14 protein-coding genes and 1 pseudogene are annotated in these 18,912 nt (G+C 41.8%); 3 read left to right on the forward strand and 12 right to left on the reverse strand.

All coding sequences use genetic code 11. The features are described 5' to 3' along the window. Positions 1-12: 12 nt before the first annotated feature. Genes NSQ54_18790 through NSQ54_18805 form a run of 4 tightly spaced genes read right to left on the reverse strand, consistent with a single transcriptional unit; the run spans position 13 to position 5,590 of the window. Entirely contained in the window at positions 13-1,479 is a 1,467-nt protein-coding gene (locus tag NSQ54_18790) for an NCS1 family transporter (protein WYP26349.1), read from the reverse strand. A gap of 39 nt (positions 1,480-1,518) precedes the next feature. Then, a complete protein-coding gene (gene hydA, locus NSQ54_18795; protein ID WYP26350.1) occupies positions 1,519-2,934 on the reverse strand; it encodes a dihydropyrimidinase in 1,416 nt (471 codons plus the stop codon). Next, positions 2,935-4,221: an NAD-dependent dihydropyrimidine dehydrogenase subunit PreA gene (gene preA / locus NSQ54_18800; protein ID WYP26351.1), complete on the reverse strand. Its 1,287-nt coding sequence runs from the start codon at positions 4,219-4,221 to the stop codon at positions 2,935-2,937. Then, positions 4,214-5,590, reverse strand: coding sequence for an NAD(P)-dependent oxidoreductase (locus tag NSQ54_18805; GenBank protein ID WYP26352.1), 1,377 nt, complete (start codon positions 5,588-5,590; stop codon positions 4,214-4,216). Before NSQ54_18805 ends, preA begins: the two co-directional genes overlap by 8 nt. A gap of 293 nt (positions 5,591-5,883) precedes the next feature. Here NSQ54_18805 and htpX point away from each other — a divergent pair, with 293 nt between their 5' ends. Beyond that, on the forward strand, positions 5,884-6,801 hold the full coding sequence (gene htpX / locus NSQ54_18810; GenBank protein ID WYP26353.1) for a protease HtpX: 918 nt from the start codon (positions 5,884-5,886) through the stop codon (positions 6,799-6,801). 154 nt (positions 6,802-6,955) lie between these two features. Then, positions 6,956-7,795, forward strand: a complete 840-nt coding sequence (locus NSQ54_18815; protein ID WYP26354.1) for a manganese catalase family protein — start codon at positions 6,956-6,958, stop codon at positions 7,793-7,795. Positions 7,796-7,838: 43 nt separating this feature from the next. Here NSQ54_18815 and NSQ54_18820 read toward each other — a convergent pair. From NSQ54_18820 to eutH, 8 genes and pseudogenes are all read right to left on the reverse strand, one after another. After that, positions 7,839-8,493 (reverse strand): annotated as a pseudogene (locus NSQ54_18820) (LysE family transporter). 43 nt (positions 8,494-8,536) lie between these two features. Beyond that, a complete protein-coding gene (locus NSQ54_18825; protein ID WYP26355.1) occupies positions 8,537-9,886 on the reverse strand; it encodes an amino acid permease in 1,350 nt (449 codons plus the stop codon). Positions 9,887-9,955: 69 nt separating this feature from the next. Beyond that, positions 9,956-10,465 (reverse strand): DUF3231 family protein, encoded by a 510-nt coding sequence (locus tag NSQ54_18830; GenBank protein ID WYP26356.1) that lies wholly within the window; start codon positions 10,463-10,465, stop codon positions 9,956-9,958. 142 nt (positions 10,466-10,607) lie between these two features. Continuing rightward, complete coding sequence (locus NSQ54_18835) at positions 10,608-10,766, reverse strand: hypothetical protein (protein ID WYP26357.1); 159 nt, start codon at positions 10,764-10,766, stop codon at positions 10,608-10,610. Positions 10,767-10,898: 132 nt separating this feature from the next. After that, on the reverse strand, positions 10,899-12,722 hold the full coding sequence (locus NSQ54_18840; GenBank protein ID WYP26358.1) for a UbiD family decarboxylase: 1,824 nt from the start codon (positions 12,720-12,722) through the stop codon (positions 10,899-10,901). A 170-nt stretch (positions 12,723-12,892) separates the two neighbouring features. Beyond that, on the reverse strand, positions 12,893-15,010 hold the full coding sequence (locus NSQ54_18845; protein ID WYP26359.1) for an RNA degradosome polyphosphate kinase: 2,118 nt from the start codon (positions 15,008-15,010) through the stop codon (positions 12,893-12,895). Positions 15,011-15,210: 200 nt separating this feature from the next. Then, positions 15,211-16,743 (reverse strand): exopolyphosphatase, encoded by a 1,533-nt coding sequence (gene ppx / locus NSQ54_18850; GenBank protein WYP26360.1) that lies wholly within the window; start codon positions 16,741-16,743, stop codon positions 15,211-15,213. Positions 16,744-16,801: 58 nt separating this feature from the next. Further along, positions 16,802-17,890, reverse strand: a complete 1,089-nt coding sequence (gene eutH / locus NSQ54_18855; protein ID WYP28594.1) for an ethanolamine utilization protein EutH — start codon at positions 17,888-17,890, stop codon at positions 16,802-16,804. A gap of 216 nt (positions 17,891-18,106) precedes the next feature. Here eutH and NSQ54_18860 point away from each other — a divergent pair, with 216 nt between their 5' ends. Further along, positions 18,107-18,856 (forward strand): zinc ribbon domain-containing protein, encoded by a 750-nt coding sequence (locus NSQ54_18860; GenBank protein WYP26361.1) that lies wholly within the window; start codon positions 18,107-18,109, stop codon positions 18,854-18,856. The last annotated feature ends 56 nt before the right edge of the window (positions 18,857-18,912 follow it).

An 18,912-nucleotide genomic window follows, 5' to 3' on the forward strand; every position in this document is an offset into this window, starting at 1 on the left:
ACCTACTCCCTTCTATGCCTCTTCAGCAAGTTGTTCAATCTCTTCTACACCCTCCTCGTCAATAATCCATTCTCTTCCTACAGTTAACCCTAAAAATCGTTCATCGCTTGGATCCTCAAGTTCCTCCTGTCTATACCTTTTAAACCACCAATACTTGGCACTCACGTAATAAAGCAAGCCCCCTACTGCGAATCCAACTAAGTAAGAGTAGCTAGGTACGAGGAAGGATATGCCTCCTCCTATCATCCAGGAGAGCAATCCCGCAAGATTTAACCCTTTCCAATAGTGATATTGACCACCTTCTTCATAGAGATCAGGAACATTGACACGACGCTTTCTGATGATGTAGTAATCAACTACAAGTATTCCGACAATCGCTGCTAGAATTCCACCTACAATTAACAAGGCAGGGACAATAATCGAAAAGAGATTCCATGGTTGAACCAAAATACCGATTAAACCTGCAATCATCACACCAATCCAGTGAGGTACTTTTGGTCCGCCTACATTAGAGAATATCGTTGCAGCTGGAATTAAGTTAGAAGACGTATTCGTAGACCATTGTGCCAACGCAATCATGAGCATTAGAATTCCTAGAATCACAACATTGCTGGAGGTTTCAACTAATGCATCGACTGGGTTTGAAATAAAAACAGCTATATAGGAAACCGCTCCTACTATGACCATACATGTGTGTACAATGGGCATCGCAACGATACTTCCAATCAGTTGAGCTTTGTTTCGTTTAAACCAGTTACGTTCGTGTTTAGGTGCCTTGATGAACCTTGAAATGGAAGGCATATCTGCAGCTAATGTTCCCCAGAAGCCCATTGTAGCCATTGCAGTGATTGCAAAAGCTCCAATCATCGCAGTACCTGTAGCAGGATTTTCAACCCACCCCCATATGTTTCTTCCTGCAGCCTGGGCTTGATCTGATAGCACCAGATACATCCAGCCAGAGATGATGACGATAATTGGCGCCGCTAAGTTTGCAAATTTTTCAATGGCTCGAATGCCAAACGCTGTGTTTAACAGCTGAAGTGCGGCAAAAACAAGGAAGCATAGGAACCATTGATCGATTCCATACAAGATAAATAAAATCGCATTAATTCCTGTTGCTCCAAAAAATGTATTTACCCCAAACCAACAGGAGGCTACAAACCCTCTGATAATAGAGGGAATGTGTGTGCCAATCGTGCCAAATGGTGCTCGCATGTAAACAGGAAACGATAGCCCATGCTCAATTCCAATATCACCTGTTAGCGTCATACATACTCCAATTCCAATGGATCCAACAAGTGTAGCAAGGATGACTAAATGCAGAGGTATTTGTTGAATGGCATCCCCGCCTATAGCAAAGGCTGCAAGAACAACTGCCATACTAGTCCAGAGAATGGCAAAACCAAATGAACTGATCGAACGGTTTTGCTCAGTAACGGGGAACAAATCTGGAGACTTTAAATATTCATTCTTAGCCATTCCTGCTCTCACCTTCCTTAAATGGAATCAAAAAATCCCTTAAACCTGCTCTACATAGGTTTGATTGCGGAGTTGTTCGTTGTATTTTGAGCGTTTAATGTACTGACCGTCTCCTACTTTTCCTTTATACAATTGGTCCTGTATAATGACCTTTCCTTTAGATAAAACTGTTCGTACAATCCCCTTTACCTGCTTCCCTTCGAATGCGTTATAATCTACTTTCATGTGGTGGGTCGCTGCTGAGATTGTCCGCACAGCAAACGGATCAAAGATAACAAGATCGGCATCAGAGCCAACTGCGATGGTCCCCTTTTTCGGATACAAACCAAACAATTTGGCTGCTCGAGTGGAGGTGACATCAACAAATTGGTTTAACGTAATACGTTCCTCTGCTACGCCTTCTGAGTACAAAATGCTCATACGATCCTCAATCATCGGTCCCCCGTTAGGAATCTTTGTAAAGTCATCCATACCAAGTGATTTTTGACCTTTAAAGTCAAAGGAGCATTGATCACTTCCGATCGTTTGCAGGGAGCCCGTACGTAAGGCATTCCACAGAACGTCTTGGTGTGCTTTTTCCCTGAGAGGGGGTGACCACACGTATTTTGCGCCTTCAAAATCGGGTTTTCGCAGGTCTTCAATATCAAGTGTCAAATACTGCGGGCATGTTTCTCCCCATATGTCTGCACCTGCACGACGCGCTTCTTCAATTTTCCGAACTGCCTCCTCGCAACTAACATGAACAACATACAACTGGGAATCAGCTAGGGCTGTGAGCTGGCAGGCGCGCCCAGTGGCTTCACCTTCAGCCTCAACCGGTCTAGTCAGTGCATGATAGATTGGATCAGTCTGGCCATTTACTAACGCTTCTTTTGTTAAGTAGTCAATGACATCACCATTCTCTGCATGCACCATTACTAGTGCACCTAGTTCCTTTGCCTTTTTGAGTGTGTGGAACAAGGTTGCGTCATCTGCTTGAAACACATCCTTGTAAGCCATAAACACTTTAAAGGAGGAAATGCCTTCTTCGTTTATGACAGAAGGTAGCTGCGCCAACACGTCCTCAGTCGCCTCTCCTATCATCAGGTGAAAGCTATAGTCGATAGCCGCTCTACCCTTCGATTTGTCGTGCCAGGTTTGGATTGCATCAGTTAGAGGCTTTTTCTTTTCAGTTAAACAGAAATCAATAATGGTTGTTGTTCCTCCAAACGCGGCGGCGATCGTGCCTGATTCAAAATCATCAGCGGTAACCGTTCCTCCAAATGGCATATCTAGATGCGTATGGGGATCGACTCCTCCTGGGAAGATATAACACCCTTCCGCGTTAATAATCTCTGCTCCTTCTTCTTGCAACCCTGTCCCAATCGCCACAATTTGTTCTTCATGGATTAAAAGATCTGCTTCAAACGTGTCTGAGGCCGTTACAATAATCCCGTTTTGAATTAATGTACTCATTCATTTCCCTCCCATATATGATGACGTTTGTAACGTATTTATTGCATGTTGCCGGTCGTTCCACGATAAAGTTGGAAGTCCATTTGCTATTGGAACCATCTCAATGGCTCCTTCTACCGGACAGACGATGGAACAGAGATTACACCCTACACATTCTTCTTCATTAACTGCTAAATATGATGCGCCTGAGGCATCTTTATAGCGACTAATACACTGATGAGCCGTATCTTCACAGGCAATCTGACACTTATTACAGTTAATACAAGTATCCGTTTGAATACGAGCAACAACCTGATGATTCAGATTGACGTTCCCCCAGTCCGAATATTTAGGCACAGAGCGACCTATCAGCTCTGATACAGACTCAATTCCTTTTTCATCTAAGTAGTTAGATAAGCCATCAATCATATCTTCAACGATTCTAAATCCATGGTGCATGGCAGCTGTACATACCTGTATGGTTGTTGACCCCATTAGCATAAATTCAACAACGTTTTGCCAGTTTGAAATTCCACCAATCCCTGAGATCGGTACAGTGACCAGGTCATTTCTAGCGCATTCACCAAGCATGTGTAATGCAATCGGTTTAACAGCTGGACCACAGTAACCGCCATGTGTCCCTAGCCCATCTACGTTTGGTACTGTGTTCCATGTATGAATGTCCACAGAAGCTAAACTATTAATTGTGTTGATCAAGCTGATCGCGTCCGCTCCACCCGAGACGGCCGCTTCTGCTGTCGCTGTAATATCTGTTATGTTCGGAGTTAGTTTAACAATAACGGGGGTTTGCGCTACCTCCTTCACCCAATAGGTTTGACTTTCAACAAGAGCTGGTACTTGCCCAGAAGCTGCACCCATCCCTCTTTCTGCCATACCATGTGGACAACCAAAGTTCAGCTCCAGTCCATCCACACCTACTGCTTCAACCTTTTTAACAATTTCGTGCCACTTTTCTTGCTTTGGCTCAACCATTAAAGACGCAATGATGGCATGATCCGGGAACCGCTTTTTTGTTTCTTCGATTTCTCGTAAGTTGACATCTAGAGGACGATCACTGATCAACTCGATATTGTTAAAGCCTGCTACTCTTTGGCCATTAAATGACACAGCAGCAAATCTTGACGTTGAATTGATAATGGGTTCGCCTAGCGTTTTCCATACAGCTCCACCCCAACCAGCCTCAAACGCACGCTGCACCTGATAACCCGAGTTGGTCGGAGGGGCACTTGCCAGCCAAAACGGGTTAGGCGATACAATGCCTGCAAGGTTACTCGTTAAATCAGCCATACTTTACCTCCTCTGCACGTAACGGCTTCCGCTTGTTTAACAGAAAACGGTGCACACTATATGCCGTTTGTTTTCCTTGTTCAGCAGCCGTGACAACCATCGCCTCCCCTGAACCATTTTTGAAAATGGCATCTCCACATGCGAAAAGTCCTGGAATCGACGTTTCATACTGTTTTTGATTCACTTCAATGACGCCTTGATCGACTGCAATTCCCTCATGTGTAAGCCATTCGGTATATCGCGTTTGACCAATTGCACGAATGACAAAATCAACTGCCATTGTTTGACGTCCACCAGTCGGAATCGTTTTCCGTCTTCCATCGATATCCGGCTCCGTTAATTCCATTTCCATGTATTCAATTGAATGTACTCTTCCATCCGAATCACCGATGATCTTAGCGGGGCTTGTTAACCATCTGAATTCAATTCCATCTTGTTTTGCAAATTCATACTCAAAATCATAGGCTGTCATCTCATGTTCCGTTCTTCTGTATAAAATTTTTACATGACTTGCTCCCAATCTTTTGGCACAGGTAGCACCATCAATGGCTGTATTTCCTGCCCCAATGACTACGACTCGCTTCCCGGCAAAATCTTCTGTGAGCTCTTTGGTTTTGGTTGATTTCACAAAATCAATAGCATCGTAAACGCCTTCTAGCTCCTCTCCGTCAATTTGTAAAAAAGGAACGGATGCCATACCAATCGCTAGAATCACTGCATCATGTTTATTTCTTAGTTCTTTAAGTTCAATATCTCTCCCGACCTTTGTGTTCGTAAGAATCGTTACTCCGACTGACTTCACTTGCTCTACTTCCCAATAAGAAATGCGCTTAGGCAAACGAAACGACACAATGCCATACGTATTCAAACCACCAGCCTCTGCTTCGGCCTCATAGATCGTCACTTCATAACCCATCACAGCTAATTCTCTTGCGGCTGATAGTCCGGCAGGGCCACTTCCTACAACGCCAACTGATTGACCTTTGCTACGACCCGCCTTAAATAATACTTTCTCGTTATGCATCGCCCAATCTGTCGCGTAGCGTTGAAGTTTTCCAATCATAATTGGTTTAGTTGATCCGTGAAGAACACACGCACCCACGCATAGCTCATCTGTTGGACATACTCTCGCGCAGCTTGCACCTACTGGGTTTGCTTCCATAATTGTACGTGCTGAACCAAGTACATTGTCTGTTGTAATCTTTTTAATAAATGTCGGGATATCAATTCCGGTTGGACATGCGGTTATACAGGGGGCATCGTAGCAGTACAAGCATCTGCTTGCTTCCTCAAAGGCTTCCTGCTTTGATAAAGGGGGTTCTACTTCTTCAAAATTGGCGCGCAACATATCGGTAAGGTGTTCATTCATCGAATCCTCCTATCCAGCTGGCAGCTTTTTCAATTAGATTTATAGTACTACCATAAAAGTTGAATATTCAGTTATCAATGACTTTGTCAGATAATGTGATAGATAAATGCTATTTAGAAATCACTCGCGAAATTGAACGGTAAATCTGACAAACTTCTTGTGTTTTGCGAATACCCTATGGAAGATCGCATTTCCTTCACTAAAAATGGTTCACAAAATCATGACATCTAATTTGAATGTAAGGGAGTCAGACGTGGTATGATGAAGTATACAACAATTTCGGGGGTGTCAATTTGGGCAAGCGTTTACTACTATTTTTGTTAACCAATATTTTGGTTATGACCACCGTTGTGATTGTTTGGGGACTGATTGTAACGTTCACAGGCATTGGCGGCAATGGTTTCCGTACCGACAGCGGATTAGGAATTGATTTTGCAGGCCTAATGGTCTTCAGTTTACTAATTGGTTTTGCTGGATCATTCATCTCACTTGCCATGTCTCGTTGGGTTGCTAAGATGATGATGAAAGTAAAAGTACTAAATCCTGATGAAGCACTATCTCATGAGGAACGTGCGATTGTTGAAAAAGTACATCGCCTATCCCGTGCAGCGGGACTTATGCATATGCCTGAGGTTGGGATCTACCAATCACCAGAGGTTAATGCCTTTGCAACTGGTCCTTCTAAGAAGCGTTCGCTTGTAGCTGTTTCATCCGGACTTCTGCAATCCATGGATGATGACGCAGTTGAAGGTGTTATTGCTCACGAGGTAGCTCACGTCGCAAACGGCGACATGGTCACAATGACTCTTCTACAAGGGATTGTGAATACATTTGTTGTGTTCTTATCTCGTGTAATTGCAATGATCGTTTCTCGTTATGTACGACCTGAACTTCAATTTGTGGTTCAATTTGCAACGATTATTATTCTTCAGATTTTGTTCTCGATCCTAGGAAGTATGGTCGTAAGTGCCTACTCTCGTCACCGTGAATTCCATGCTGACCGCGGAGGAGCAGATCTTGCCGGGAATGATAAAATGATTCATGCGCTTCGCTCTCTTCAGCGCCACGTTGATCGCGCAGTCGTGAAGAATGGTCATACGGATGATTCAGCTGTTCAAACAATGAAGATTAACAACAAGGGTGGCATGTCTAAACTATTCTCCACTCACCCAGATTTAAATGACCGTATCGCTCGCCTAGAGCAGCGTTAACTTAAAAATGCGATCCCTTTTTCTAAGAGGGGTCGCATTTTTTTATGAATACATATCGTTTTAGTTTAATAAGCATTGTAAGGTTGGCATTTGTCTATGGAACTGGCGCACCAAAAGATTCACACTTTCTAGGATCGAAGGAAGGGCGTGTCCTATGTTTTATCATATAAAAGAACTTCAGTATGAAGCTAAGCCTATGAGACCGGATCCTGTTTTTGCTGCCAAACTGCAAGAGGCACTAGGTGGTCAATATGGTGAGATCAGTGTCATGATGCAGTATTTGTTTCAAGGCTTTAATTGTCGTGCTGATGCCAAGTACAGAGATCTGCTCTTTGATATTGGCACAGAAGAAATTGGTCATGTTGAAATGTTTGCAACGATGATTGCCCGTTTGCTTGATAACGCACCATTTGAAGTTCAGCAAAATGCGTATGATATGGATCCAGCTCTTGCAGCCATACTCGGCGGAACCAATCCACAGCATGCGATTGTAGCAGGTCTTGGTGCGATGGCAGCTGATAGCGAAGGCTATCCCTGGAATGCTAAATACATTATTTCAAGTGGTAACTTATTAGCTGATTTTCGTGCGAACCTAAATGCGGAATCACAGGGACGTTTGCAGGTTACAAGATTATATAATATGACAGATGATCCCGGTGTTCGAGACATGCTCTCTTTTTTAATTGCACGTGACACCTACCATCAGAATCAATGGTATGCTGCAGTTAAAGAGCTCGAAGAACGTGAAGGAGATATTGTTGTTCCAACAACCTTCCCGCGTTCACTTGAAAAAGAGGAAGTCGCCTATACACTGTTTAATTTCTCTGAAGGGGAAGAAAGCAAAACCGGTCGCTGGGCATCGGGCCCAAGCTTTGATGGAAGAGGCGAGTACACGTACTCACCTACCCCTTATGCATGGGGAGAAGCCCCTGTCTTAATGCCTGCCCCACCAGAATATTTTAATACACCTCTTGGGGAAATGCCTCAAATGTAGGAGGCATGGGAGCTTCTAATTTAGAGGCTCCTTTTGCATTTGATTAGTTTATCAGAAGCGTACTCACTCCCATGTAGCCAAAATAAACGCCAAATCCAATTAAGCAAATTCCGGAAAGGATAGAGACTCTGCTGATAGCTTTCTGATTAACAAACCTACGAGCCGTACTAGATAAAACAGCCACTGCAATATCCCAAGCCGCAATCCCAACAAAAATAGCTGCACTATAGAGCCAGATTTGATTGATCTCATAAAGTGTGACTGTTTTTGCAAGTACTGAACCATAAATACCAAGCCAAAAAAGAATGGTTAATGGATTAGTAACGGAAATCAGAAAGCCTGACCAGAATGATTGTGCTAGACTTTCGTTTATGATTGAATTTCTAGTGCCACTTGCTTCATTTGCGCCTGTTTTAAACGATTCAACTCCAGTATAAGTTAAAACAAACGCGCCAAATAACCACAAGAAAACTTTCACACCCTCAATTTCAAGAAAGTGCGATACTCCTAAAAAGACAATAAGCATGTACAACAGATCGGCAATCATAGCTCCAATTCCTACAAACCATGAATGCAAAAACCCTCCTCGTAATCCTTTCTCTATCTGTGCCGCATTCACAGGTCCGATTGGCGCCGCTAATGAAATGCCAAGCATGATATAACTCAATATAATCATTGGCTCTCCCCTTCTCACTCATTCCATAAAGCCTATTCATGAGAGGGAGGTTGTACCACTTCTTTTTACTGAGCTTGGCTTTCTTTTTTCTTTCGTTCAAAAATAAAAGCGGCGATTGTAATGGCAACTACAAAGAATAGACTTAGGTAAAATCCGGGACGTCCTGTGTCCTCAAGTAATATGCCTGCGATTGCGAAAAGCATCAATAGGATGCCAATGACATTCAATATATTCCATCCGATGTGTTGTTTAATAACTTTCATGTTAGAAAGCAAGATACACATCCAATTAAATAAAATTAAAATTCCAGCAGCGGTTGTAATGTATTCAAATAGCTTACCAGGTAAAACAAGCGCAGCCACCACAGCTAAAATCAATCCAACAACAGCTAGACCAAGTGATGCAATAGGCAAATCATGAAATTTTATCTTTTTTTCAAACAGCTTAGGCGCGTGCTTTTTCTTAGCCATACTGACGAGTAACGTACTTACTCCAAAGAGAGAAGCAGTCATTGCAGAGAATCCAGCAACGATGATAGCTGCATTAAATACATGCGGGAAAAATGGTAAATCGTAGCTTGTTAATGCCGTAACAAACGGACTTTCTTTGTCTGTAAAATTCGATAAAGCGGTCATACTGACAGCAAGTCCCAAAGAAACCATATATAATATGGCGACTACAGCAAGTAATACCGTTCCCGCTTTTGGCGCATCTTCTTTCGATTTTAATTGCATAGCCATTAATCCGATCACTTCAATTCCTCCAAATGCATAAAACGCGTAGATAAGGGAACCCCAAAAACCCTTTAAACCATGCGGAAAGAGGGAATCATAAGACACATCTAAAGTAGGTCCTGCTGCGTTTCCGTTTATCACATGAAATACAGCCAGACATCCAAGCACAATGAATAGAATAATCGCAGCTGTTTTTATCACTGAAAGCACATTCTCTACAGAGTCAAACCCTTTTGTTCCAAGAATCACGACACCAATGGATAGAATTGAATATCCTGCCGCGAACAGCCATAGTGGTGTATCCTCAAACCAAAACTGAGACAAAATGGATAAAGCTGTTAATTGACTGCCTATGATCAGAATGTTAGACATCCAATAATTCCAGCCTGCACCAAAGCCGAGCTTAGGACCGAACGCTACTTCGGCATAATAGCAAAAAGAGCCTTCTTGAGGATCATCCGATGTCAGCTTTGCTAGTGCCAAAAAGACAATATACGTACCAATGGCCGCTAGTAAAAAAGCCAACACAATCGATGGACCTGTCATCGTAATCCCAATACTTGATCCTAGGAAATACCCCGTACCAATGGTACATCCAATTCCAAGCAGGGAGAGCTGCCACCAGGCGAGTCCTTTTTTTGTTCCTTGTTGTTTTTTCTTCTTTCGTTTTTTCTTTGTCATGATGTAAAGAACTCCTCAGGCGACTTGTTTTAATAAAAAGAAGCCCTCTTGATCAAGGGCCCTTCTGTCTTAATCTTCTTTTGAGCTATGGTGCAATGGTGGTGGAATAATCCATCCCTTTTCTTTTGATAGCTTCAGGAACTTAGCTCCTAATGCTGCTTTACTTGTATGGAATTGCCCAAACATCATGGCAATATCTTCTCTAATGGACTGTCCCATAATGGAACTTGCCGCCACTAGTCCTGCAGCAAGCTTTTCAGAGGCTGACATAGCTATGTCTGGATCCATGAAGCGCGCACCAACAGGAATATCATTAAGCTCTACTTTTGGAGGAATTGGCGCAGACGGCGCAACCGCTACTCCATTCTCCCTCAATAATTTTGACACTTGTTCTGATTCAGACTGACCTAATTCAATCGCTTCGTTTAAAAGCTTCTTTAAGTCGCTGTCTCCTGCATGATTTAGTAATACCTGCGCTTCAGCAACGGCTTTATTACTCATCAATACAAAATTCCAAGTACTAAATACTTCACCATAGTGCATCGGTTCGTCTTGTGGATTGCCACTTAAGATTCCCATTAGTACCCCCTAGATGTGTGTTTGTCTTACTATTTAAGAGTTCCACAAAGCACTTGAATTATACAGCCGCAATTCATTGAACTCATGCAAAAAAGCCTTAAGCTTATGCTAAGGCGACCTCACAATTCATTTTGTAGATCTTTTACTTTAAATCTGTTTCATTCAGTACCGTCTCTATATGGGTAATCTCATCCTCAATCATTGAAGAGATGTGCTCTTCGTCTTCCGATACCTTTTCCCTAAGCTCCTTTAGAAAGTCTAACTCCTTTTGAAATAGCTCTCTCTCCGTCTGATCAATCATAGTGATCCTCCTTATACGCAATATGGTACCAGTATGATACGCAGATAGCCTTGACCATGTTAAAACCAGTATGGTCAAATCAGACAGTTTTATCCCTCAAAAAAAGCCGCAGCTCGAGGCCACGACTTTCCCTTATCCTTTAAACGTTCCATCTTCATGAAAGAAGCGATTAATATTCTTTTCAACTTCATCATTCTCAATAAGTGGCGGAGCATGGTGTGGTTTGATTCGCGCATCAATAATCACTGCATCAGCCCCCCAATGCTTATGAATCGTCTGTGCGTTAATGCCATACATGTCATGAGATGGATTACTACGTGTAAAGGTCACCCATAGAAAATTATTCTTTGTTTTGCTGACAAACGCACTATCATCAACAAGGATCAGTAATGGACATGAATGAAACGTTCCTGCTTCTGCTAGCTCCTGTGTAAGCTTTTCCAATTCGAATGCCGTTTGTTCATAGCTTTCAAACGGCTTACATTCAAACGTGACTACACCGTCTGTGACAAGATCCGCCTTGCTGATAGCTGGATGAGCTAATAGTTCAGGAGGGACTTCCTTACATAACGTACGCTTTTTATCGCCATACGCTGCAAAAACAACCTTGCTTCCGCTATTTAATCCTGTCCCACTATAGTCTAATGTATCAATTGTTGTATTTGTGTAGAAATGAACATCACGCTTAAAATCCATCCGTTCAATCACATATCGTATAAATGCAAGCTCATCATGAGTGGTAATAGGCTCGTCCTCTTCTGCAGTGATGAAAAGATACTTTGCCAAGCTTAGCTGACCAAAACCAAGCACACGGTTGGCAATGGTTAGTAACTCCGTTGGCTGCTTTACCTTTTGATACGGTGTATAGCGTTCACTTCCGATTGCAAATAATAATGGGTGAACACCTGCTGCATCAACTGCATGTACTTCTTGTACTCCAGGTAATTCCTGAGTTACGGCTTTTCCCGTTAGCTCATGAATGATCGCTCCAAAGCTTGTATCTTCTTGAGGCGGACGTCCAACAACGGTAAACGGCCAAATGGCATTTGGTTTAGCATAGACCTTGTGGACCTTTAATACAGGAAATTCGTGTACCAGGCTATAATAGCCTAAATGATCACCAAATGGGCCTTCTGGCTTTGTCTCATCCGGGTAAATCTCACCTGTGATCACAAAATCAGCATCATGGCTGACGCAGTAGCCATCCTCATAGCTATAACGGAATCGCTTACCAGCTAAAAGACCTGCAAACAACGTCTCACTTAACCCTTCAGGTAGTGGCATCACAGCTGATAACGTATGTGAGGGTGGTCCACCAACAAAGATGCTGACCTTCAAAGGCTCCCCTTTTTTTGCTGCCTCCGTCTGGTGCACACCAATTCCTCGTTGGATTTGATAATGCAGACCAATCTCTTTATCTTTTTCGTATTCATTCCCATCGAGCTGTACTCTGTACATCCCAATATTGGCACTTTTTATGCCAGGATTTGATGGGTCTTCACTATATACCTGTGGCAAGGTAATAAAGGCGCCCCCATCCATTGGCCACGAATGGATCGGTGGCAGATCAGTTATGGAGATTTCTTCGAACCCCGCTCCGGCTAAGCTTGATTTCTTTTGCGGTAATGCTTTTAATGCTGCAAACCCCTTACTCGCATTCTTGATAGGGTGCTTGGCTGCTTTCATTGGATCGTCGCGGAGTTCTACAAGCTCCTTAATGTCATCCCAATTCTTGCGGAACATGAATTTACTGCGTTCAATTGTTCCAAATAGATTGGAGACAGCGCGGTACTTAGAGCCTTTTACATTTTCAAATAAAATGGCCGGACCGCCTTGTTCATACACACGACGTTGAATGGAAGCCATTTCTAAGTAGGGGTCGACCTCTTCTTTTATTCGAATCAGATGTCCATGTTTTTCTAAATCTATAATCGTCTCTTCTAGGTTTTGATACATAAGGTAATATGGGGAACTATCTGTTTAAATAGCCCCTTCCTTTCTGCCACTTGTCGTAGCTTTTATACGTACCTATATCATATCATTAGTGCTTGGATCGCTTCCAACGATTACACCGCTCGACACAAAAACGAGCATTCTATTTCACTAGAATACTCGCCCGTCTCCCACTATTCTTCATCTTCCTTTACTCGGTACGCTTGGCTAAATAATGAGCTCTGGCTATCAATAACTGGTTCCTCTTTACGCCGTTTCACATAGTGATAGGTTCCGTCTGCATCTTGAATTCTCGCCTTCATATTGTCTGAGAGAATGGTCGTAAGAATTCCCATAATTCGTTGCTTAATCGCTGGCTCGTATACAGGAAACATGATTTCAACACGCTTTTCCATATTTCGAGTCATCATATCTGCTGATGAAAGGAAGTGTTTCTTTTCTCCGTTGTGATGGAAATAGAAGATACGCGTATGCTCTAGAAATCTCCCCACAATGCTTCGAACCGTAATGTTTTTACTCACCCCTTCAAGACCTGGACGTAGGCAACAGATACCACGGATGATCAGCTCAATTTTCACACCTGCATTTGATGCTTCATACAGCTTTGTGATGATTGGCTTGTCCGTTAAAGAGTTCATCTTCAAGATAATGTGGCCATTTTTAAACCGTTGATGAAAACTTATTTCTTTATCAATAAGCGAGAGAATATCTTTTCGGATATCAAACGGCGCGACTGACAAATGGTGATAGACTGGTTTTTCAGTATACCCACTCAAATGATTAAAGAAGTTTGTCGCATCCATTCCAAACTTTCTTTTTGATGTAAAGAGACCTAGATCCGTGTATATCTTAGCCGTTTGGTCATTGTAGTTACCGGTTCCAAGATGAACAAGGCGTTCAATTCGATTATTTCGCCTTCTAACTACGAGTGTGATTTTGCTGTGTGTCTTTAAATGGGTCATTCCATAAATAACGTGACAGCCTGCTTTTTCGAGCTCCTTGGTCCAAAGCACATTGTTCTCTTCATCAAAACGCGCCTTCAGCTCAAACAAAACCGTAACCTGCTTACCCTTTTCAGCCGCACGAATCAGCGCATTAATAATTGGTGATTCTCCACTCACTCGATATAGTGTTTGTTTGATCGCCAATACATCAGGGTCCTCAGCCGCTTTCGCAACAAAATCAACAACCGGTTCAAAGGATTCGTATGGATGATGCAGGAGAATATCTCGATCACAAACACTCTCTAAAATGTCCTCATCATGAGAAAGCTCAAGCGTTGGCTGTGGGATTAAAGCTTGATACATTAGATGCTCTCGCTCACCTGAAACCTTTTTGTAAAAGGAAAATAATGAGGTTAAATCGATTAACCCATCAACTTCGTACACATCCTTCTTATGAATTTCTAATTCATCTGTAAGGTAATCAAGGATGGAATAATCAAAACCTTTTTGCTGAATCTCAAGACGGACAGCTGCCCCTCGCTTTCGTTTCTTTAACTCTTTTTCAATCTCTTTTAGTAAATCTCTTGCACCTTCTTCGTGAATCGTTAAATCAGCATTACGTGTAATACGAAATACGGAAGAGGAGACAATATCATAGCCTGTAAATAGTTTGTGTATAAAGAAACGAATCACATCTTCGAGCATGACAAAATGCATACGCTTTGGATGAGCTCCATGAACCCGAATGAAACGGTCTAATACTGAAGGAACTTGTACAAGTGCTGTTTTGTTCTCGCCATTGTCTAATACATGCTTGTCCTTTAACAGAATAACTAGGTTCGAGCTTTTATTTAATAACATTGGAAATGGGCGATACGCATCCACAGCCATCGGAGTCAGAACAGGAAGAATATGCTCCTCAAAGTATTTCTCCAACTGAAGCGCTTGCATACGAGTTAAGCTCTTCATCTCTTGAATATAAATGTCTTCGTCTGCAAGCATTGGTAGGAGCGTATCTTGAAAGACATGATATTGTAATTGAACCATTTGATGTGTTTTTGATGTGATCGCCGTTAATTGTTGTTTCGGGGTCATTCCTGCTTTGTTTTCTGGTTTGTTAAATCCAGCCTTAATTTGATCCTTAATGCCAGCCACACGCACCATAAAGAACTCATCAAGGTTTGAACTGAAGATAGCCAAAAACTTTAACCGTTCAAGAAGGGGATTGTTTTCATCTAATGCCTCTTCTAATACCCTTTCATTAAAAGCAAGCCAGCTTAATTCCCTATTATTATAGTACGTCGGGTCACTAAGCTTTCGACGAATCTCTTCTGTTATCATCAACATACAAGCACCCTTTTTTAGACAAGATTTTAGGAATATTGTATCATCTGAGGGAATTGTTCAATGTAAATGTTTTGTAAAGATTTCATCAGATTGGTTCACTTTTTAAAAAAAGTACCCCTTTAAGATCAGTGAAATATAATAAAAGACTGATGATACGTATCTAAGGATCATCCGTCTTTTATCTTCATGCTGCTTTGTCCTCACTCACTCCAAACAAACTCAACAGATATTGATTTTTTGATTTGTTTCTCTAAATGCTTCTTTTGCTTTTCCACTTGGTATTGCTCTGGTTTCCAGTCTTTATCGCACTTTGCTGTAATTGTTAGACCATCATTTTTGTTTTTAACCTTTAAATCAACGATAATATTTCGTTTAGTTGAATGGAAGCTGTTGGCGAGCGTTAAAATTGCTCCATATTGCTGATATAAACACAATTCATCATTCGTAAACCAGTTTTTGAATGCGCCTGCGTTTTGTTTGAAAAACGACTTGTTTTTAAATGAAGCAAGCAACGACAGTTTAATCCGATCCTTGTGCAATAGTCCATTAATGGTTCGATTGGCAAGCAAATAAAATGTGTGCTGCTTCCCCGAGTCTTCATCAATGTACGCGCCCACATTGTATACAAATGCAGCTTGTTTAAGAAGAGCTAGGTCATCCTTTGTCGCAGTAATTAATCCTTCAGAGCAGAGCTTTTGCGCAAGAAGCAAAACCGTATCCATACGATGCTTGGCATGAGCTGTGTCTATTTCATAATCAAATCCCAATTCATGAAAGCTTTGTTCCACAACAGATGGGTAAAGGACGTCTTCTCCCTTATTTTTTCTTTCCTCAAACAATACTCCGTCTCTTAATCCATTCCGACTCAAGACAAACGATTCAGAATGTACGATGTCTGCTAACGCTTGGAAGACTTCCAGAGCAGGGCAGATAATATCGGCACGGTCTTTGGACAAACCGTCCACCTTTTGAAGCTCCTGTAATGTAAGAGGTGCCAGGATGGCTTGAACATCCTCTACATCTTTTCGATTCATCTTATATTGGTGTAGTCCTGATAATGGATAATCAATAGATTCCTGATGGATCCTGACCACATTCCTGGCGCTTCCTCCAATACCTATAATCGGTAGGCTGGCACCCTTTAACCAGGAGAGCGTTTCAAACTGTTCAACAACAAAAGCTCGAATAGCCTGTAACTCTTTTTTTGTTGCTGCATCGCCTGCTACAAATTGTTTCTTTAAGGTTAAGGCACCAAAAGGAAAGCTATGATAGTGAATAAGCTCTCTCTTCTTAAACATGGTAACCTCCGTACTTCCTCCACCAATATCAATGGTAATGGCATCCGTGAACGGCATTGACTGGACAACCGCAATGTATCCGAAATAGGCCTCTTCATAATCGGATAACACTCTCATCGTGAAATCCGTTTCCTTTTTCACACGTTCTAATATCTCATCTTGATTTTTAGCATGACGAATAGCCGCTGTCGCAACGCATCGGACATTCTTTAGCTGATGAAACCGGGTGACCTCTTGAAAACTATGTAGATATGAAATTAATCGCTTAATACCTGACTCTTGCAACATTAAATCATCAGATAAATCATTGCGTAATCTCGCTACAAGCTTAATATTCTCTACTTCTTTTAATCTTCCACTTTTATCCTCTGAATAAATAACAAGACGCATAGAATTCGAGCCAACATCAATAATGGCATATTTGTTTGGTTTCAACTCTTCCCACATCCTAACGACATTCATATTGTTCTAATACTATATCGGTTCAACGTTGCTATCCATTATAAACGCTTTTCTTTCGTTCAAACCATAAAGCAAGAGCGATTGCAGTAAATCCCCCAACTAATTTTCCGATTATCATGTATGGAACCATATCTTGATTTATGCCTGCTACAAAACCAAGATGTCCGCCAATGACAAATGCCCCGCTGACTGAGAATGCGACAACAACCACTTTTCCTTTTGTTTGCATGTTCGTCAATAACGTAAAGGCAGGAATGACATGTGCGAGTGATGCAACGAGTCCTGCCACCGCAAAACGATCGAGTCCAATGAAGCGTCCTAAATGTTCGAGTGGTTTACGGAAGACCTTAGATATACATTCCACAAGCGGAAAGGCTCCTGCTAAAACAAGAGCGATCGTCCCAACAATTTGTAAGCCTTCCGAATAAGGTGCCATCTCCTGAAATACACGAAACCCAGTAAGAACCTCCACACCAGCAATGACTAACCCAATCACACCCGCCACTTGAACGCATTTCCCAAACGTAACAAACCGCTTAATCCACCACTCCGGCTTCTTCCACAAGCCAATCATTACGAGTAGTGAAAAAAGCGTGGGAATCAGTAAATTAAGGAGCATCATTTGAAATTCAAACCCAGCAAGGGCTCCCCCTACAAAACACCCTAAAGGAATGGTACTAAGTCCAATCAAAATTCCTTTTGAAAAAGATGAATAATCTTCTTTTTTTATGATTGAAAGGGCGACAGGGAGGGTAAAGACAATGGTAGGTCCTAACATCGTACCAAGAAATACCCATGAAAAGATTCCTGCGTCCGTATCATGCGCCATGGCCTCAGCTAATGCATAGCCTCCCATATCGAGAGCAAGTATCGTATTGGCAAAGGAAGCAGGATCTGCTCCAATTAGTAGATAAAGTGGCGATACAATAGGAATTAAAAGATTTGCAGCGATTGGTGCAAGAGTAATCACTCCAATCATTGCTAATGCAACTGATCCCATCGTCATAAGCCCTCTATGAAACGATTCACCAAGCCCAAAACGATTTCCAAGGCAATAGTCAAGAGCCCCCGCACCAAGAAAGAAAGCTAATATAATCATCATGCCATCATTTATCCAAATCATTTCGAACAGTCCTTCTCATCCATTTATATTTGCTAAGTATACTTCTTAAGGACTGAACTATAAAGAAAAGCTAGTACCTTTCTCCTTTTAATCTGAATTTATTCTAAGACTTAAGTAGGGAATATCACCCTTCTTATACATATCACTTCCAAACTATTCTAAAATACGATATGTTCATTTTATTTAAAGAAGCCGATCAGGAGGAATTTAATCATGACATGTGCAAAATGCGGAGCAGCTCTACCACCAGAAAGTAAATTCTGTGAGCAATGCGGGGAACCAGTTGCGCCATCAACACAACAAACAGAGGAAGCAAGCACAATTGAAACAGCACCAAAGGCACCAAATGAAACCGTAGAAAAAGTAACGGCGCTAAGCAAGAATTATTGGACCTATTTTCTTTCAAATATGAAGGCGCCAACACAGAAAGGCTTTGTAGAAAACCAAGGCAATGTGATCTTTGCCACGATTAACGTCGCTCTTATTGCATTCTTTTTTGCCTTTACGTTATTTGCTCAACTCGGTTTCCGTGCAAGTAGCTACATCAGCCTAAGCTTTAGTGATAGCTTTATTCCAGGTTTCTTCTTTATGATGATCTTTCTAGCAGTTACAATTGGAGGTCTTTTTGTTACATTAAAAGTTGTCATTAATTCTCCAATTAACTTGCAAGCCTTCTATAGTCGTTTTGGGGAGTCTCTTGCAGTACCCGTGGCTTTGTCTGCACTTGCTTTTATTAGTGGATTAATTGGGGTAGGTATTCTCACATCATTATTCCTTGGACTATTGTTCATCACGATTTTCGCCATTATGATCATGATTTATCAGTCAGAGGTAACACAAGCAAATATGACTAAATTAGATCCATTGTATGGGTTGGTTGCTTTATTTGCTGTCATCCTCATCCTATTAAATTATGTTTCAAGTTATATGTTAGCTGGCATGTTGATGTCATTGTTCGTATAATGAGTGTAAGGCTTCACATCATGTGAAGTCTTCTTTTTATATGAACCTATTACATT

This window comes from Alkalihalobacillus sp. FSL W8-0930, assembly GCA_037965595.1.
Lineage (GTDB): Bacteria > Bacillota > Bacilli > Bacillales > Bacillaceae_D > Alkalicoccobacillus.